We start from the raw sequence: 15,952 nt of genomic DNA on the forward strand, positions 1-15,952 counted from the left end.
ATGTTTTATTTAGAAAAGAGAATTGACTAGAAATCTTATTTTGTTTAAGAAAGTTTATTTAATTCCTATTATGTAGCCTTTTTAGATTTTTAAAATATTGGGGAAATTATTTCTTAGTAGAAGCAATTACTTTATTATATTGACGAATAATGTCGTAGTCGCTGTCTTTTGCGTAAGTATAGCCTTCTTGGTTATAAACATTTTCAATAATCTTCTTACCTTCTTTAGACTTGCCAATAGCAATAAATGCTTTAGCCAGTTTCTTCTGGAAGGATTTTGGCAAACTTGGGATAACTGAAATGGTATCGTTAGGAATACGCTTGGTGAAGTAGATTGGTACTACCTTGCTCATAATCTTCGGATCATCATTCTTAACATTATTACGTGCGTCCTCAAATACGAAAGCTGCATCAGTATCACCGTTTAAAACATTTAAGACGCCTTGATCAGCACCTTTAACAGATACAGTTTTGCAACTCTTGGTTACATCTAAACCCTTTTGCTTTAATTCAGCAACTGGGAAAACATAGCCAGAGTCGGAAGTAATATCTTGAACTGAAATTGACTTGCCTTTTAAGTCCTTCCAGCTCTTAATTGAAGAACCCTTCTTAACCAGGATTTCGCCACGATATGAATTAACTAATTCTTTGGTTTGAACACCATTTGGTTGCTTAATGCCATAACGAACTGATTGTAAAAGCAGGTCAGCTGCTTTTTGCTTGTGAGCCATAATGTAAGCGTCTGAAGGCAAGAAACCAACATCAACTTTCTTTGACTTCATAGCTTCAACTAAGCCATTGTAGTCAGTTGACATTGAAACATGGACTGGGATGCCAAGGCGTTTGGACAATAGTTTCTCCATCGGCTTAGCCCTTGCTTCCAGCTTATTGGCAGCTACACTCGGTACGAACTGAACGTTGAGTGATTTTGGCGTATTACTACTTGAACTAGACTTCTTACTTGAATTGGAACATGCTGTAGCACCAACTGTTAATAACAGTACGAAACATGCTATCAGAAACTTTTTGATTTTGGTCATTTGTTTTTTACACTCCTAATAAATACATTTACCATAACTTCATTTTGCTTAAGCATAAACATTGTTGTCACTTTCATGGCAATACATTCATGTAAATATCAAATAAAATCGATCTGAATTAACTTCTGCTTCTATTTTCCATTAACATCCTCCCGAAATTAAGCAAATAAAAAAGGCAAAATATGCCTACTGCATATCATGCCCAAGTAGTTATTCTGAAAGAAAAACGAACGGTTAACGAAGATAATTGTAAAGTATTTAAATAGGAAAATAAATTATAGGTTTTTCCTGTTACTTTCATTGCCCTCAACCTTCCAAACAGTATAATTACGTTCATTCATTGAAAATGATACCATAAATATTCGCAAAAACGCAATAAAATATCGAATTTTATTTTGCTTTTGTATTATGAAAGTAAATTTTACGAACATCATTAATACAAAATTTTTTAAGGTTCCTTATTTTGCACAAAAAAGACACACGAATTATTTATCGTATGTCTTTTATTTTAGAACTCTACTTGTTTTTACGTTCTGGCTTAATTGGATTATTGTCAATATCTGTTCTAACTATTAACACATCAGCCAAAGCATGTTGATTAACATATTCTGTAACAGAACCCATCAACATTCTTTCTACTGCATTTAAACCAGTTGCACCCATGATAATCAAATCATTATGATGGTCTTTAATAAAGTCATAGGAAATAATTGCTTTCGGGCTGCCATACCGAATGTGGTAATCAATATCATCAAAACCCAAATTATCATGAGCCCATTCCTTCAAACTCTTGAGATATTTTTCTGAATCTTGCGTCATCTGATAAACGGTGTCGCCTGTAATCAGCGTATCTTGCATCTCACCTAAAAACTGTCTGGTATCAATTACGCTTAAGACATCAATGTGAGCATTTTCCGTCATTGCAATTTTAACTGCTTTATCAAAGGATCTTTCTGCCGACTCTGAACCGTCGACTGGAACTAAAATACTAGCTTTTTTCGTTTCCATGTTCTCACCCTTTTGAAATATATTGTTCTTTTGTTTATTTTACCATAATTTTGATATACTCTTGGCTTTTTTTATAATTGTTTATATACTTGTTTATTGCTAAAATTAGGTGTAATTGTCAAACGCAAAGGTGGAGGTATCATGACCCAAAAACTAAAAAATCAATTAATTGGCGTAAAAAGTGGCCGTAATTTTCGCGAGCTTGGTGGCTATCAAACTAGAGATGGCAAAACCGTCAAAATGCACAAATTGCTTAGAACCGCTAATTTGGCAACCCTTGATAAGACTGACCTGAAGTTTTTACAAGACTACGGTGTAAAATACGTTGTTGACTTTAGAAGCAAGGACGAAGTTGACCGAGAACCTGATCGTGTACCTGAGGGTGCTATTTATAGCTTTGATCCGGTATTTAGCGAAGATTTGACCGAATCCTCAAAGGGAATTGACGAAATTCTTAGCGAAAAGCATCAAGATCCTAAAGCTGGATTTGACCACATGTTTTTAGCCTATGATGACATGATTAAAAGTGAGTCTGCCCAAAGAGCTTACCGCCACTTTTTTGACGTGTTGCTGGCTAATGACCAGGAAAATCAAAGTATAATTTTTCATTGTACTGCCGGCAAAGACCGGACTGGTTTTGCGGCATTATTAATTTTATCGGCTCTTGGCGTACCATTTGAAACAATCAAAAAAGATTATCTTTTAACAAACGTTGCCACCAAAGACTTTGTTCATAATTTTTTACAAAAAGCTAAAGATGAAGGAGCAAATGACGCAACCCTAAACATCTTAAAAGACTTGCAAACTGTACATTCTGAATACATTGACTTTGTACTTACAACTATAAATAAAAATTATGGTAGCGTTGAAAACTACTTACGTGATATTATGAGATTAACTGATGATGAAATCAGTAAGTTGCGTGAAATTTATTTAAATTAGGTTAAATGGTAAGGAGAAATTTTATGACTAAAACAAAAACTGTTTATTTTGGTGCCGGTTGGTTTAACGATAAGCAAAACGATGCTTACAAAAAGGCAATGAAAGCTTTAGAAGAAAACCCAACCATTGACCTGGAAAACAGTTATGTTCCTTTGGATCATCAATATAAAAATATTAGCGTTGAGGAAAATCCTGAATATTTGCGTGATCGTGAATGGGAAACCGCAACTTACCGCGGGGATCTAACAGGTATTAAAGCTAGTGATATTATGATCGGAGTATATCTACCTGATGAAGAAGATGTTGGTCTCGGCATGGAACTGGGCTATGCTTTGTCACAAGGAAAATACATCGTGTTGGTCATCCCTGATGAAGACTATGGCAAACCAATTAATCTAATGAGCTGGGGCGTTTGCGACATTGCTCTTAAAGTGAGTGAATTAAAAGATTTTGATTTTAATAAGCCTCGTTTTGGCTTTTACGATGGTGCTGTTTATTAAAAATAACATTTTCTTGAAGTAAAACTAAATAAGACGAATAAAAACCGTTTCTAGCGAAACGGTTTTTGTGTGAGCAAGATATGTCTGTTCAAGGCACTTTAGCTTAGTGCGTAAAATTAACTGCTTATTATTAAATTAGCTCCAGCTTTGCAATTTAAAATGCCTTGTTTTCTTTTACGCTATGAATTTCTAATACTTAATTGAACCATAAAGGTATCCATGCTAAAATACAAGTGTAAGAAAAAGGAAGACTTACCACAAAAAGTCTTCCTCACGTAGAGTCGCCACAAAGGACGGTAGCTGCGCTTATAATATTTTTTGTTTAATATTAAAACCGCCCAGCCAGTATCTAGGACGGTTTTTGATTTGCTCATTTATCGTGATGCTTGTCAATAAAAACCGTTTCTGTTGAAACAGTTTTTGTGTGAGCAAGATATGATTGTTCAAGGCAGTTTAAGCTTAGTGCGTAAAATTAACTGCATATTATTAAATTAGCGCTAGCTTTGCAATTTAAAAATGCCTTATATACTTTAGCGCTATGAATTCTGCTCTATAATACTTAATTGCACCATAAAAGCATTCATGCTAAAATACAGGTGTAAGAAAAAGGAAGACTTACGCCAATAAGACTTCCTCACGTAGAGCCGCCACAAAGGACGGTAGCTGCGCTTATATTAGTTTTACATTAAAACCGCCCAGCTAGTATCTAGGACGGTTTTTGATTTGCTCATTTATCATGATGCTTGTCAATAAACATTAACAAGGTCAAGATAAACATACCAAAGTTAAGCATTAAACTTAACGATTCGGCAGTGCTCATCAACTGCTGCTCCTTTCTTTTGGGAGACTGAAGTATGAATAAAAATTGTTCATAGGCCTCACTTCCTTTATGAAAGCGGCAGCTACCGTCCTTTTAACTTTTCTACGCTAATTAAATTATAACAAACCAATCTCAAATATTAACCGGATTTTAGGAAAATTACCTATAATCATATACACCAAGCCATTAAAATGGCTTGGTTTTTATTTTGAAGGTTATTTCAGTAGTTACAATACCTATATTAATGTACGCCCCAAATGCTAATCATGCCTCTGCCATGGTATCTGCCGTTTATAATTTTGAGGTAAGGTCTGCCCCAGCAGATAGTTCGTTTCTCGTAGTATAGCAATTAAAGTTATGGGAACAAATAAAGCGACACTCTTTAAAACAAATTTTCTATATCTAAATTATTTATTCTGTCAAATAATCTAAAATGCGAAACATTGCCCTTTTATTTTCCTTAGGAACAGGATGCTCAATAATTTGCTTAGCTGTTTGTTTAACCACCGAACCGGATAGATATTGCGCGTCGTTAACCACAATTTCTTTGATATTATCTGTTTCTGGTTCTAAATGAAACTGCAAACCAACGGCTTGTTTGCCCAAGACAAAACCCTGATTTTGTAAATTATCATTGGCAAATAAGACCTCAGCTTCTTCTGGTATTTCAAACATCTCTTCATGCCAATGTAATACTTCTAAACTTTCAGGCAAACCGCTAATTAATTTGGACTGCAACTTGACCGGACCCCAGCCCACTTCTTTAACTGGGGCCTTTTTAACCTGATAGCCTAAAGTTTTAACAATTTGTTGTGCGCCAAAGCATACTCCTAAAACAGGCTTTTTTTCTTGAAGTAGTTGCTTAATTAGCTGGCGCTCCTGCTTAATCCATGGCAGATCATCATTTGGACTCATAGGACCGCCTAAAATAACTAGTAAATCTGTTGTGGCAGCAGTAGGCAAAATGCCAAATTGGTAGGGATGATATACATAAAAGTCATGGTGATGCAGGTCAGACCATTCCTGAATTGAACCGGGGCCTTCGTTTGGCGTATGTTGTAATACATTAATTCTCATTATTTTGCTCCTTTTAAAATGATTCATCTCCACAATATTTTTTCTAAAATATTCAAATAATAATTTAATATTATTATAATTTCGTGATAAAATAAAGTTTAAATCTATACAGTAAAAGATTATTTTTTGCGTAACCTTATTAAACTTATCTTTGGAAGGTATCAAATCATGCTGAAATATAAACTTAATCCAAAAATCGCGTTATTCTTAATGGGTATTTTACAATTTTTAGTTGGTATTCTTCTTATTTATTATCACAAAAATAAAATAACTATATATACTTATTTTTTCTTTGGTGTGATATTACTGCTAGGCGCTATTTTCATTAAAACCACCCACCCTGTAAAAATTATTCAAAAGGTTAATATGGATGGCGGAGAAAAGTTTCTCAAGTGCTTATTTTTAGCAACTTTGGCATTTTACCTGCTAGCAATACTTTTTGATGGGACTAATCGAACTTCGTATATTACACAAATTGATATAACTTTATTTCTTATTATTTTTTGACCCTAATGGTTCCAAGAAAAGTAGTAGATAAAAAGTAGTTCATGTTCATTTTTAATATTGGGAGGCATATACTGAGCGATAATTTTAATTATTGTGCTGAATTAAAAAAGTACCTGAAAATTAAAACAAATTTTAGTATGCTTTATTTTTTAATCTAGTAAAAATAAAGCATACTAAAATGCAAACCAGTACTATCAAAGATAGGAATACTAACATACTGTAATTTAGTTTTAGACCTGCCAATGCCGCTAACTTTTTGTTTTTAAAACCTGTTTGCGCCAAGGTTACTAACGAAGCTGCTAGTGCTGTGCCTATCGCCCCGGAATATGATTGGGCAGTCATAAAAATGACATTCCCATCATTTTTTAAATCAGTAGTGATATTAGATAAACAGAAAGTCATGATATTACTATAGCTAAGTCCCAAACCAAACATAAAGCTGATATAAATAAAGGCCATGTTGGCAGTACTTGGATTCAAAAAATTAGCAATTATAAAGGTAAGAAGAATTATTGCTACTCCAAATATTATTGGTAATTTTTGATTAACCTTATCATAAATTATTCCAGCAAACGCAGAGACAAGAGCATCTATAATGGCAGCCGGCAAAACCAGTAACCCAGCTGTAGCCGTTGTTTGTTCAAAAGCAGTTTGTAAGACGTTGGGTATCAAAAATGACATGCTAAGTGACATTAATTGCAACAGAAAGAATGCCAGCAAAAAGATGTTAAACAGCCAGTTTTTAAATAAGCCTACTTTTAAAACTGCATGCTGCCTGTGCTTTTCAACAAAAATAAAGAACAATCCGGTAACAATAGTGATCAGTGTTAGTATTAGTTGTACATAAATGTTGTTGCCACTTGTAAAGCCTAAAAGCAAAAATAAAGCTGACATTAGAAATACAATTAAAAGTAGCCCGCCCTGAAAATCGAAAGGAATTTTTTGAATTTTACTAGTTTGGCTAATACTATGTTCACCTAATATCCAGGTCAAAATAATTACTGGAATGATAAGTAGAAATAAAGTCTTCCATTGAAATAATTTTAAAACTACTCCACCATATACCGGACCAACTGCAGGAGCAAAGGCAATAACCAAAGTGCCAAGTCCCATATACATGCCTACCTGTTCTTTAGGTGACTGTTCTAATATGATCGTGAACATTAGCGGTAAACCAATGCCAGCGGCAACTCCTTGTAAAAGACGTCCAATCAATAACAGACTAAAATTTACTGAAATTCCTGCCAAAATTGTTCCTAGTAAAAAGCATGAAACGGCCATCCTAAACAATGAAATAGTTTTAAATCTCTTTTGTAAATATGATCCAAAAGGAATAATAATTGTAGATACTAACATATAACCTGTTGTTAGCCATTGAATCGTTCTGGCAGACATATTAAAATCTATCATTAACTGGGGGAATGCGATATTGAGTGCCGTTTCAATCACAATCCCTAAAAAACTAAGTATTCCAACTGCCAATATTGATTTGATGAGTCTGCCATTTTTAACCATTAAAATCCTCGATTTCTTTTGTCTTTATTTTTGCATACAACATATAGCGAATATAAATATACTACCTTAATATGTTGTATTGGTTAAGAAAAAGTAATTGAATAGAACATTATTTTATGATACAAAATTTTGCCGACTAGCATAAAAAGCAAGGAATAATTTTTTAATTATACTTTAGCCAGATCAATAACCATAAATTGGAGTTACAAATTATCATGGAAAAAACAAAACAAGAAAATTTAATGAAGCTTTTCAAAAGCACTCTAAAAAATTTAGAAACAGAATACACTGCTAGAGTAGATGATTATGATGATAACATTTACTTATCAGTTTTTACGAAAGAGGATTTCCGCAGGGCTTTAGGACTACTTGGAGCAATAGGTGCCTTTTTTAGTACCTCGTATTTACCTGAGCCTGAATTAGAGTTTCAAATTTGTATTAGAAACTACGGATTGGATTTAACTGATCTGGTAAAAATGTTGCCTAAATCTTAATAATTCGCAACCTGTCATTTATAGATATATGAAGTAACCTACATTTTTATAGGGTTAGCTTAATCAAAACATGCAATACTTTTTATTTTCCAATTCCAAAAAGAATTGGATTTTTTTTGCATATAAATCCCAACAGGTTTATTTTTGATACTTGCAACATAATAGCCACATTCTTCAGTTCCACCTTGAAACTTGCTAATTTTCTGGCAGCGATCACTAGTTTTAAGAGAATGTAAAAATTTCGCTGTTTTCCTATTAGTTGCTACTTGGTTAATTTCTCGGGTATCGTGTTTTCTTATTATGTGATTAACCTGGTATTGTGCTACCTCAGGTACATAGTCATTTGATGCCCAATAGCAAAATAAAAAAAGACAAACGGCAACAATACATGTAAATATAACCAATTTTACTTTTCTAGTCATTATTGCCACCTCATTTACAATATTGACCAAATAGTAGTTCATTTTATTAAAAAAGCAATTGACTTGTTTTATTAAACTATAAAATTCATCAATTTCTGATCTTAAGTTATTAACTAAATGATCAGCTTCGATTTTTTGAAGTAAACATACTTGCTCTAATACTGCAGCTTTATTTTTCTGACAAACAGCAACTCTGGCTTTAGCTACAAGTGATTTATTATATTAACCTAATTCTTTAATAGCACCCCAAAAACTGTTCCAGTTACTTTGAAAATAAAGCCAAGATAAAAATGGCCACAATTACCAAGATATCTGCGAACTTCATCTTTTCTTTAAGGAAAATATCGCCAAAGATGACGCTGTATAAAGAGGTCATGTTTAAAAAGATCCAGGCAATGCTTGAATTGGGTGAAGACGTTGCCAAAGTATAAGTTACTTGTGCTAAAAGCGTTAAAACCGCCCGAGAACCATAAATCAGGTAAACCTTGCCTTTAAGATTTTCGGCGCTGATCTTGAGAGTTCTGTTTTTATAAATAAAAGTAATTAAGGTAATTAAACAACGCACATAAATTGTCATGATAGTAAAAAAGACCAGATCAATCGGTTTGATTAGGCCTTTAGTTAATAACGGTGAAAGTGCCGCTTGGATAATCAACAAGGGCGCAATTACGGCAAAAGTCGTCAACAGGTTTTTCAAATTTAAATTATTATGGCGCTGCTCGAAAACAATATAAATAACTACTATTACAGTGGAAATAATAGAAACTAAATATGAAGATTTGCTAAAGTAGCCCATAGTCAGCAAGATGGCCAAAGGAATAAAAAGATCGGTCACCTTGCTCAAAAGCACAGACTGCATAATTGAAACTTTTTTGAACACATAGCTGTAACCATAGGCAACTATCTGCGCCAAAAAAGCATATAAAAGGACTTTAATAAGATAGTTGTTGGTTATTCTGGGACTGGGAAAACTGTGCAGGACGTAAATTAAAAAGAAAGTTACTAAAACCGAGCTACAAATATTATTTAAAAAGTTCACATCAATTGAGCTTTGCTTGCGATAGCCCATTTGGTAACGGTCAATAACTGATATTATTCCTCTAGAAAATGAAGAAATAGTGGCAAAAATAATCAACCAAATATTACTGATAATCATGGTTCCTCCATATAACAAACATAGTCTAAAACTATTACTAATATTTTGGTCTTTGCAGCCACAATTAAAAAGTCAGAGAAATATTTATTATCAGTAACTATGAGTTGTTCAGTTACTAAAATCCAGCCATTGGACATACAAAGTTTAAATGTATTCAAATGATATCCACTAACGACTAATCATAAAAAACACATTATTTGGTTTGAATAGTATTTTATTATACACCAAGTTTAAAATTCAAAAAAGTGGCTAGGAGACTTAAAGGGCTTTCATAAATACTAATTCTTTCTTAAACCGAAATGTTTTATGGTCAAGAATATAACTACCATAACCTGCAAGAACTAACTAAAGCAATTGTGGAATACATTCGCTACTATAATGAAGAAAGAATATCGGGCTCAAGCCTTAAAGAAATGATATTAACTTTTTGCCCAAATTTTTGAACTCAGTAAAGCTTAATATTTGGTAGCACCTTTTTTACCATGCTAAACTATAAAAATTCATCAATTTTTGATCTTAACCTATCAGCTAAATGATCAGCTTCGATTCTTTTGAAGCAAACTTACTTGTTTTAAAGCTTCGGTTTTATATTTCTGACAAACAGCAATCCTGACTTTATTCACAAGCAATTTATCATATTGACCCAACTCTTTAATTAGGGGTTTTAGTTTAATTAAATTAACTACTGCCAAGTCAAATTTTTGTGCCAACATTTCAGTCATTACCTGATTAACTAATGTATTTACTTTTGAAGACTTATTTAAGGGGTAATATTCATCGATTGCTTCAATAATTTTGTCAACAATTTTATTTGCAGTTTCGTAATCATACGATCAAAGGGATCGTTCACTAACTTTTGTTGTGTTAGCCTTCGTAATATTCTTAATTTCTAGTCGTCCGACCAAACTTGTTCATGTAGACACCCCTTTAAAAACTTCGCTTAAATGATATTATGAAACTAAGAACTTATTAGAGGTTAATTTTTAAATGAATCCTCAAACACTATAGAAAATATTTAGATGTATATTAGTCTTTTTTAATGCCAATTTAAAATCAAATTCGATGTTGCCAAAAAGATACACATCGCAGTAATTAATTAATATAAACTTTCATGATCATATAACACTAGATTATAAAAGTAAAAGGGGTTGAGGATAATGTTTTCACCATTTGTAACACCATAATGAAAATTCTGTAATTTGTGCTAATTATACTGGTAGTTATTAGCGCAATATTATGTGAAAAGACACGAAAAAGAAGTCTTTAACAGACTTTGAACTCATCCTAAAAGCTTTGATATGTGTTTAATCTTTGGTATTACACTTGTCCCTAGGTTCCGGTACTCTGGTACATAATTTTTACGCTTAAAGCTAACTTTTCAATTTATATTCAAAGAATAGTAAATGTATGGTCAACAATTGCACTATGCGTTTTCTGGGCAGTAATTCTGCTTTTGGCAACATACTATGACCTAAAGCTGCGTAAAAAATATGGTGGTGATCCGTAAAATTCATTAACCGTTCAATTTAAAATACTTCCAGTATTAAATTATTCTCTACTGGAAGTATTTTTTTAGTTACAAAAATCATAGCTCATATTATTAATTCAAACTGACTAAATAGCAGAGCTCTTAGTTTAAATAACCAGCGACTTAAATACATACCTACAAAATTATTTTCAACAATCTTTCCAACGTCAAAAGCAAAGCACAGTTGAAAGAACATGATATCTTGTTTAGACTCATAGTAGCGGTTTAGTTAAAATTACATATATATGATAAAAGATACAGAATACCAATTCGATTTTGACAGAGCTATTTCTGGATAAGAGGTTTAAAGGTGCTACGAAAAATAAAAGTCCTACTTTACTTGCTAGTTACAATTGCTACTATCGCCCTGTTCACTAACATTTTTCATTCCTATGATGACAGTTCTTTACCTGATAATCCCACCATTGTGGAAATTTATGGTTCAAAAAAACTTAATAATTCGCAAATTAGGAAATGGCAAAAAACGGATAGTAAAGAATGGAACAAAAAATATAATAAAAAAAGGTTCTTTATCATATTACAAAAGTTTGCTCATTCTAAGAATATTTCTTTAGTTAAGCTAAGAATTAATAATTTTAATGGCCATAAAAGTAAAATAGTTTATAGTTTTGGCAATGATAATAAAGATTACTCACTTTATAAAGATAAATCTGTTAAAAAATTATCAAATAAAAAGCTACAGTTAGAAGATCTTTATGGAGTTTATTGTACTAATGCCAAAAATGAAACTTTGGGCGATTTGCTTTCATTACTCCATTCACACAGATTAAAAGCACGAACTGAAGATAACTCCCTATCATTTAATTATATTTTGCATTTACTTCTAACGGAATTAAGTAGTACCAATGTAGTAATATTTTTGGGTGTTATCAGCATTTTGTTCATTGTAATGGTACTCGAAAAATTATACCGTTTCAAAGCGTATGGCATAATGAAAATTAACGGCTTAAATAACTGGCAGCTTTTTATGAACGACTTAAAAAGAGAAGCACCTTTATTAGTTGCAGCTCTCGGCTTAATTGTAATATTCATAGTCGCTTGGGGATCTTATTCATTTACTGCTAAAGGTTGGACAACTTTTTTACCCTACATGCTACTCGTATTATTGCTTTTATTTTTAAGTTTCTTCTTAAACGCCTTATCCTATCTGGTTCTGGTTTTATTAAAGCCTTATGCCGCAATCAAGGGTGAAGAACATTCGGGAGCTTTTTTATTAATTGGCTATCTTTTAAAAATAGTGCTGCTAGCCTTAATAATGCTTAACGCGATAGCTTTATATAAGAATTACCAGATTTATACAAGAGACACGAATATCATCAAAAACCTTTCTGCTAAAGAAAATGGCTATTCACTAGATCTTAGTTGGCATATTTCGGACAAGGCTGAAGATATGAAAGTAGCGCGAAAGGTTCATAAATTGGTGGTCGAGTCTCCACAAGCAATCGTTTCAAAAAATTCACAGGTATTCAGACCAGCAATACGGGATGTTCAGCCTGAAAATGGCAATGTGATTACTGCCAATAAAAACTTCCTGGCAAAGAGTGGTCTCACTTCTAAACATATTAAAGTTTCTGAAAATAATGTCTTGCTCTTAATACCAAAGAATCGCTTAGATCAACTGGGAGAAGCTAAAAAGGAGCTGAAGACCTTCCTTAAGTTTCAAAATAAGTTACCTAACCGCTATCGCAAGCAAAAAAAGATGCCAACGATTCAGGTCATTCCGATTGCAAGTGACCAAAAAGTCCTTAATTATACCGTTCGTGACGAGATACTATCGTCTATTTCATTTAATCCGCTAATTATCGTGGTGAATGATAAGCTGTTATCGGATGATTTCTATTTGTCAACTAACAGCCAAGGAATGATTCGCTTTCCCGATCTTAAAGCCCTGCAAAGATTAGTGCAGCGTTTAGGTTTAACCCCTTATACTGTTGGAATTACCAGCCAGCAGGCATTGCTTTCGGATTATGTCGCAAAAGCAAATAAAGAGCTGCTCCTGTTATCCATTACGACAATCATATCATTGCTGCAATTAATTTTTATTATCTTGTTTGTCAGCTCAACCTTCTTACAAAGCCAGAGACATAAAATGGCGGTTTATCAGGTATTCGGAAAATCTAACGCTAAACTAATCTGCGCGTTTTTAATTGTTAATTTGGGATTCGATTTCTTAATGATTAACTTGGTTTTAGCTAAAAGAGGATATTTAAACTTAATACCGCTTACTTTAGGTTACCTTTTAATAGAAGCAGTTATTATTTTATTAACTTATATTCACGCACAGCACAATTTATTAATTACCCTTAATCACGGAAATTAGGAGCGAAAAATTGATTAAAGTAGAACATCTTACTAAAAAGTTTCAAGAAAAAGTTATCTTCGAAGATATTAATTGTATTTTAGAAACAGGTAAAACATATGCTATTGTGGGCAAAAGTGGTGCGGGTAAAACAACTTTTCTTAATGTTTTAAGCGGACTTGAGCAACCTTCATCTGGAAAAGTTGTTATAACTGATCTAACTGTTAATGGTAAAAATCGCAAAAAACTATATCGCACAACTTTTGGCTTTATTTTTCAAAATTTTGGGTTAATTGACACGGAGACCGTCAAGCAAAACCTAGAATTAGGCTTAGCTAATCAGAAACTAACTAGAGGGCAAAAAAGCGAACGAATGCAGTCAGCTTTAAAGCAAGTGGGTCTGGAAAAAATGCCGTTTAATCAAAAAGTATATACTCTCAGCGGAGGTGAACAGCAACGGATAGCGCTAGCCCGTATACTTTTAAAAACCCCCAAAGTGATATTTGCAGATGAACCAACCGGTTCGCTAGATTCAGAAAATAGCCAAATAGTGCTAAAAACCTTGTTAAATAATTTTGATCCCGCTGCCACAATTGTGATAGCAACTCATGATCCGAGTGTTTGGCAAGGATGTGATTACCTAATTAAAATTGCAGATAAAAAGATTAAAATAATTCCCAACTAATAACATCCCTAAAATTAAACACAAAGAACTAACACACGATTTATTCGCAAGTTAGTTCTTTTGATTTTATTGCAAATTCTAATTCAGACTATGACAATAATTTTTTGGGTCAATTGTTTTTAACTTAAAAAGCTCCAAACTAACTGTAGCTTGGAGTCAAAATATTAGCAAAAAGATTTTTAGAAAATCCTAAGCTATTTCTATAATCAAATTTTTTATCATATATCACTGTGCTTTATCACTGTGCTTGCTTTTAATAACTAATCGTTCAAAGCAATTTTTCTGAATATAAAATATATTGCTGCTAGTATACATACCTGAACTACCCCAAGAATAATGCTGACACTGTTTAAAGCAGTGAAATTCTTAAATAGCAAGTACGATACAACTGGTGGTATAACAATAATTGCAATTGCTACCCCAGCAAAAATCTTGTTAAGAGCTTGCAGTTGCTCTCTTCCTGTATATTCCATTCCCGCAAATAATATAAGAAGTAAAATCATAATCCACAACATATTTTCACCTCATAATAACTCTATCGTTTATTTTGCTGAACGATAATCACTAAAAATATAAAATAAACCTAACAGAATAAGCAAAGCAATTCAAGAATGGAAAGCCGGTAAAATTTGGCCAAACTGAAAATTATGTATTACTAATTCAAAGGCTACTAAGGAAACGGAGGTTAATATCAATATCATTCCCCGATTAGTCCTAAGAAATTTGATTGCTGGATTATCTTTATAGATTTTACCCAAACACCAGCATGTAATGATTAAAGATACCCCTGCTATTGTTTCGGTCATGTATTTATCCTCCTTTCCAAATAAATGTACAAAAGTCATGCTGTTACGCCTTTATAGGTAAGATGACGACTTCTTAATTGACGAAATAAATCAGATATAATTATTGATTTATTTCTAAACTAAGAATAACATTAAGCCATTATTAATAATGTGCAAAATCAGCACATCATTCTAAGAATAAATAAACATAAAAAGAGTAATACCATGAGCAATTTTGGCAAAACAATTCATAGTCTTAGAACTACACGTAAAATGACCCAGCAAGATTTAGCACAAGATTTATTTGACCGTAGTACAATTTCAAAAATTGAAAATACTGAATTATCAACTACTTACGAAAATGAACTTAAATTAATAAAGCGACTGGGTTTAACTCCCAACGAGTTTGAATATATTAGTAATGGTTATCATATTAGTACTAAAAGTCAACTTCTGCATCGGTTTTTAAACCTTGATGGTAGTATTGATAAGGATAAAATAAATAGTTTGTTACAAGATTGTCTCTTAGTCAAAAACGACGATGATATTAAACGAATTACTATTATTCTTAAAGCTCTACTATTAGTCGTTAAACCAAAAGGATTTACTCATGCACAAGAACTAGTTCAACCTATTTGGTTCAACTCTCTTCGTAATATCGAGATTTTTACTGTTACAGATATTACGATCCTTAATTCAATTTTATTTGCCTTTGACTATCAAACAGCAAACGAAATTATTGCCAGGATTATTGCAAATATAGACAATCATTACCCATTTATGAGAACTCTGAAAACCAATACGCTAATTAATCAGGCAATAATACAAATGACGCATCACAAATTTAAGTTAGCTGTCACTATTTTAAATAGTTTAAAGCCTTTATTAAAGAGCCTAAGACAGTATGATAAATTGCTTGTTGTTAATGCTCGAATTGCAATTTGTCAAAAACACAAATTAGAAGCACTAGAACAGATTAGTTTATTAGAAAAAATTGGTGCCCAAAACTTGGCAGAAAGTTTAAAACAGGAAGTTGAAGATTTTTTATAAATTAAAGACATTTGCAATAATACTAAAATTTATTTTAATCAACAGCTAAGACTGCTTCTTAATTTGAAATAAAACTAACTAAAAAGCCTCTGAAACTTTAAAGG

18 protein-coding genes are annotated in these 15,952 nt (G+C 32.6%); 8 read left to right on the top strand and 10 right to left on the bottom strand.

Features of this window, described 5'->3' with window-relative positions; translation table 11 throughout:
• Positions 1 to 106: 106 nt before the first annotated feature.
• Both JF76_RS08675 and JF76_RS08680 read right to left on the bottom strand, forming a co-directional pair.
• The gene (locus JF76_RS08675; RefSeq protein ID WP_045928674.1) at positions 107 to 1,039 is read right to left on the bottom strand and encodes a phosphate/phosphite/phosphonate ABC transporter substrate-binding protein; all 933 of its coding nucleotides are present in this window, start codon (positions 1,037 to 1,039) and stop codon (positions 107 to 109) included.
• A 516-nt stretch (positions 1,040 to 1,555) separates the two neighbouring features.
• A complete protein-coding gene (locus JF76_RS08680; protein ID WP_034978255.1) occupies positions 1,556 to 2,047 on the bottom strand; it encodes a universal stress protein in 492 nt (163 codons plus the stop codon).
• Positions 2,048 to 2,188: 141 nt separating this feature from the next.
• Between JF76_RS08680 and JF76_RS08685 the strand changes: the two genes are divergently transcribed.
• Together JF76_RS08685 and JF76_RS08690 are read left to right on the top strand one after the other, a co-directional pair.
• Complete coding sequence (locus JF76_RS08685) at positions 2,189 to 2,989, top strand: tyrosine-protein phosphatase (RefSeq protein WP_045928675.1); 801 nt, start codon at positions 2,189 to 2,191, stop codon at positions 2,987 to 2,989.
• 23 nt (positions 2,990 to 3,012) lie between these two features.
• Positions 3,013 to 3,489, top strand: coding sequence for a nucleoside 2-deoxyribosyltransferase (locus JF76_RS08690; protein WP_045928676.1), 477 nt, complete (start codon positions 3,013 to 3,015; stop codon positions 3,487 to 3,489).
• Positions 3,490 to 4,216: 727 nt separating this feature from the next.
• On the opposite strand, the gene JF76_RS10440 is transcribed toward JF76_RS08690, so the two are convergent.
• Complete coding sequence (locus JF76_RS10440; protein ID WP_156962774.1) at positions 4,217 to 4,309, bottom strand: putative holin-like toxin; 93 nt, start codon at positions 4,307 to 4,309, stop codon at positions 4,217 to 4,219.
• A 411-nt stretch (positions 4,310 to 4,720) separates the two neighbouring features.
• Positions 4,721 to 5,386 carry a type 1 glutamine amidotransferase gene (locus tag JF76_RS08695; RefSeq protein ID WP_045928677.1) on the bottom strand — a complete coding sequence of 222 codons (666 nt, stop codon included), beginning with the start codon at positions 5,384 to 5,386 and terminating at the stop codon, positions 4,721 to 4,723.
• A 168-nt stretch (positions 5,387 to 5,554) separates the two neighbouring features.
• On the opposite strand from JF76_RS08695, the gene JF76_RS08700 reads away from it, so the two are divergent.
• Positions 5,555 to 5,893 carry a hypothetical protein gene (locus tag JF76_RS08700; protein WP_045928678.1) on the top strand — a complete coding sequence of 113 codons (339 nt, stop codon included), beginning with the start codon at positions 5,555 to 5,557 and terminating at the stop codon, positions 5,891 to 5,893.
• A 132-nt stretch (positions 5,894 to 6,025) separates the two neighbouring features.
• Here the strand turns inward: JF76_RS08700 and JF76_RS08705 are convergent, their stop codons facing one another.
• Positions 6,026 to 7,408 carry an MFS transporter gene (locus JF76_RS08705; protein WP_045928679.1) on the bottom strand — a complete coding sequence of 461 codons (1,383 nt, stop codon included), beginning with the start codon at positions 7,406 to 7,408 and terminating at the stop codon, positions 6,026 to 6,028.
• A 215-nt stretch (positions 7,409 to 7,623) separates the two neighbouring features.
• On the opposite strand from JF76_RS08705, the gene JF76_RS08710 reads away from it, so the two are divergent.
• On the top strand, positions 7,624 to 7,902 hold the full coding sequence (locus tag JF76_RS08710; protein ID WP_045928680.1) for a hypothetical protein: 279 nt from the start codon (positions 7,624 to 7,626) through the stop codon (positions 7,900 to 7,902).
• Between the two features lie 59 nt (positions 7,903 to 7,961).
• Here JF76_RS08710 and JF76_RS08715 read toward each other — a convergent pair whose 3' ends face one another.
• The 3 genes from JF76_RS08715 to JF76_RS10265 form a co-directional block, all read right to left on the bottom strand.
• Positions 7,962 to 8,324, bottom strand: a complete 363-nt coding sequence (locus JF76_RS08715; RefSeq protein WP_045928681.1) for a hypothetical protein — start codon at positions 8,322 to 8,324, stop codon at positions 7,962 to 7,964.
• 262 nt (positions 8,325 to 8,586) lie between these two features.
• Positions 8,587 to 9,480 (bottom strand): EamA family transporter, encoded by an 894-nt coding sequence (locus tag JF76_RS08720; protein WP_045928682.1) that lies wholly within the window; start codon positions 9,478 to 9,480, stop codon positions 8,587 to 8,589.
• A complete protein-coding gene (locus JF76_RS10265) occupies positions 9,477 to 9,638 on the bottom strand; it encodes a hypothetical protein (protein ID WP_156962776.1) in 162 nt (53 codons plus the stop codon). Before JF76_RS10265 ends, JF76_RS08720 begins: the two co-directional genes overlap by 4 nt.
• Positions 9,639 to 9,779: 141 nt before the next feature.
• Between JF76_RS10265 and JF76_RS10140 the strand changes: the two genes are divergently transcribed.
• The 3 genes from JF76_RS10140 to JF76_RS08730 all read left to right on the top strand — a co-directional run bounded on the left by JF76_RS10140 (position 9,780) and on the right by JF76_RS08730 (position 14,013).
• Positions 9,780 to 9,923, top strand: a complete 144-nt coding sequence (locus JF76_RS10140) for an IS3 family transposase (RefSeq protein WP_209423246.1) — start codon at positions 9,780 to 9,782, stop codon at positions 9,921 to 9,923.
• Positions 9,924 to 11,318: 1,395 nt separating this feature from the next.
• Positions 11,319 to 13,349: a hypothetical protein gene (locus JF76_RS08725; protein ID WP_045928683.1), complete on the top strand. Its 2,031-nt coding sequence runs from the start codon at positions 11,319 to 11,321 to the stop codon at positions 13,347 to 13,349.
• A gap of 10 nt (positions 13,350 to 13,359) precedes the next feature.
• Positions 13,360 to 14,013 carry an ATP-binding cassette domain-containing protein gene (locus JF76_RS08730; RefSeq protein ID WP_045928684.1) on the top strand — a complete coding sequence of 218 codons (654 nt, stop codon included), beginning with the start codon at positions 13,360 to 13,362 and terminating at the stop codon, positions 14,011 to 14,013.
• A 260-nt stretch (positions 14,014 to 14,273) separates the two neighbouring features.
• Here JF76_RS08730 and JF76_RS08735 read toward each other — a convergent pair whose 3' ends face one another.
• Entirely contained in the window at positions 14,274 to 14,528 is a 255-nt protein-coding gene (locus JF76_RS08735; protein ID WP_045928685.1) for a hypothetical protein, read from the bottom strand.
• A 90-nt stretch (positions 14,529 to 14,618) separates the two neighbouring features.
• The gene (locus tag JF76_RS08740) at positions 14,619 to 14,819 is read right to left on the bottom strand and encodes a hypothetical protein (protein ID WP_045928686.1); all 201 of its coding nucleotides are present in this window, start codon (positions 14,817 to 14,819) and stop codon (positions 14,619 to 14,621) included.
• A gap of 204 nt (positions 14,820 to 15,023) precedes the next feature.
• Between JF76_RS08740 and JF76_RS08745 the strand changes: the two genes are divergently transcribed.
• On the top strand, positions 15,024 to 15,848 hold the full coding sequence (locus JF76_RS08745; protein ID WP_045928687.1) for a helix-turn-helix domain-containing protein: 825 nt from the start codon (positions 15,024 to 15,026) through the stop codon (positions 15,846 to 15,848).
• Positions 15,849 to 15,952: the final 104 nt, after the last annotated feature.

It is taken from the genome of Lactobacillus kullabergensis (genome assembly GCF_000967195.1).
Lineage (GTDB): Bacteria > Bacillota > Bacilli > Lactobacillales > Lactobacillaceae > Lactobacillus > Lactobacillus kullabergensis.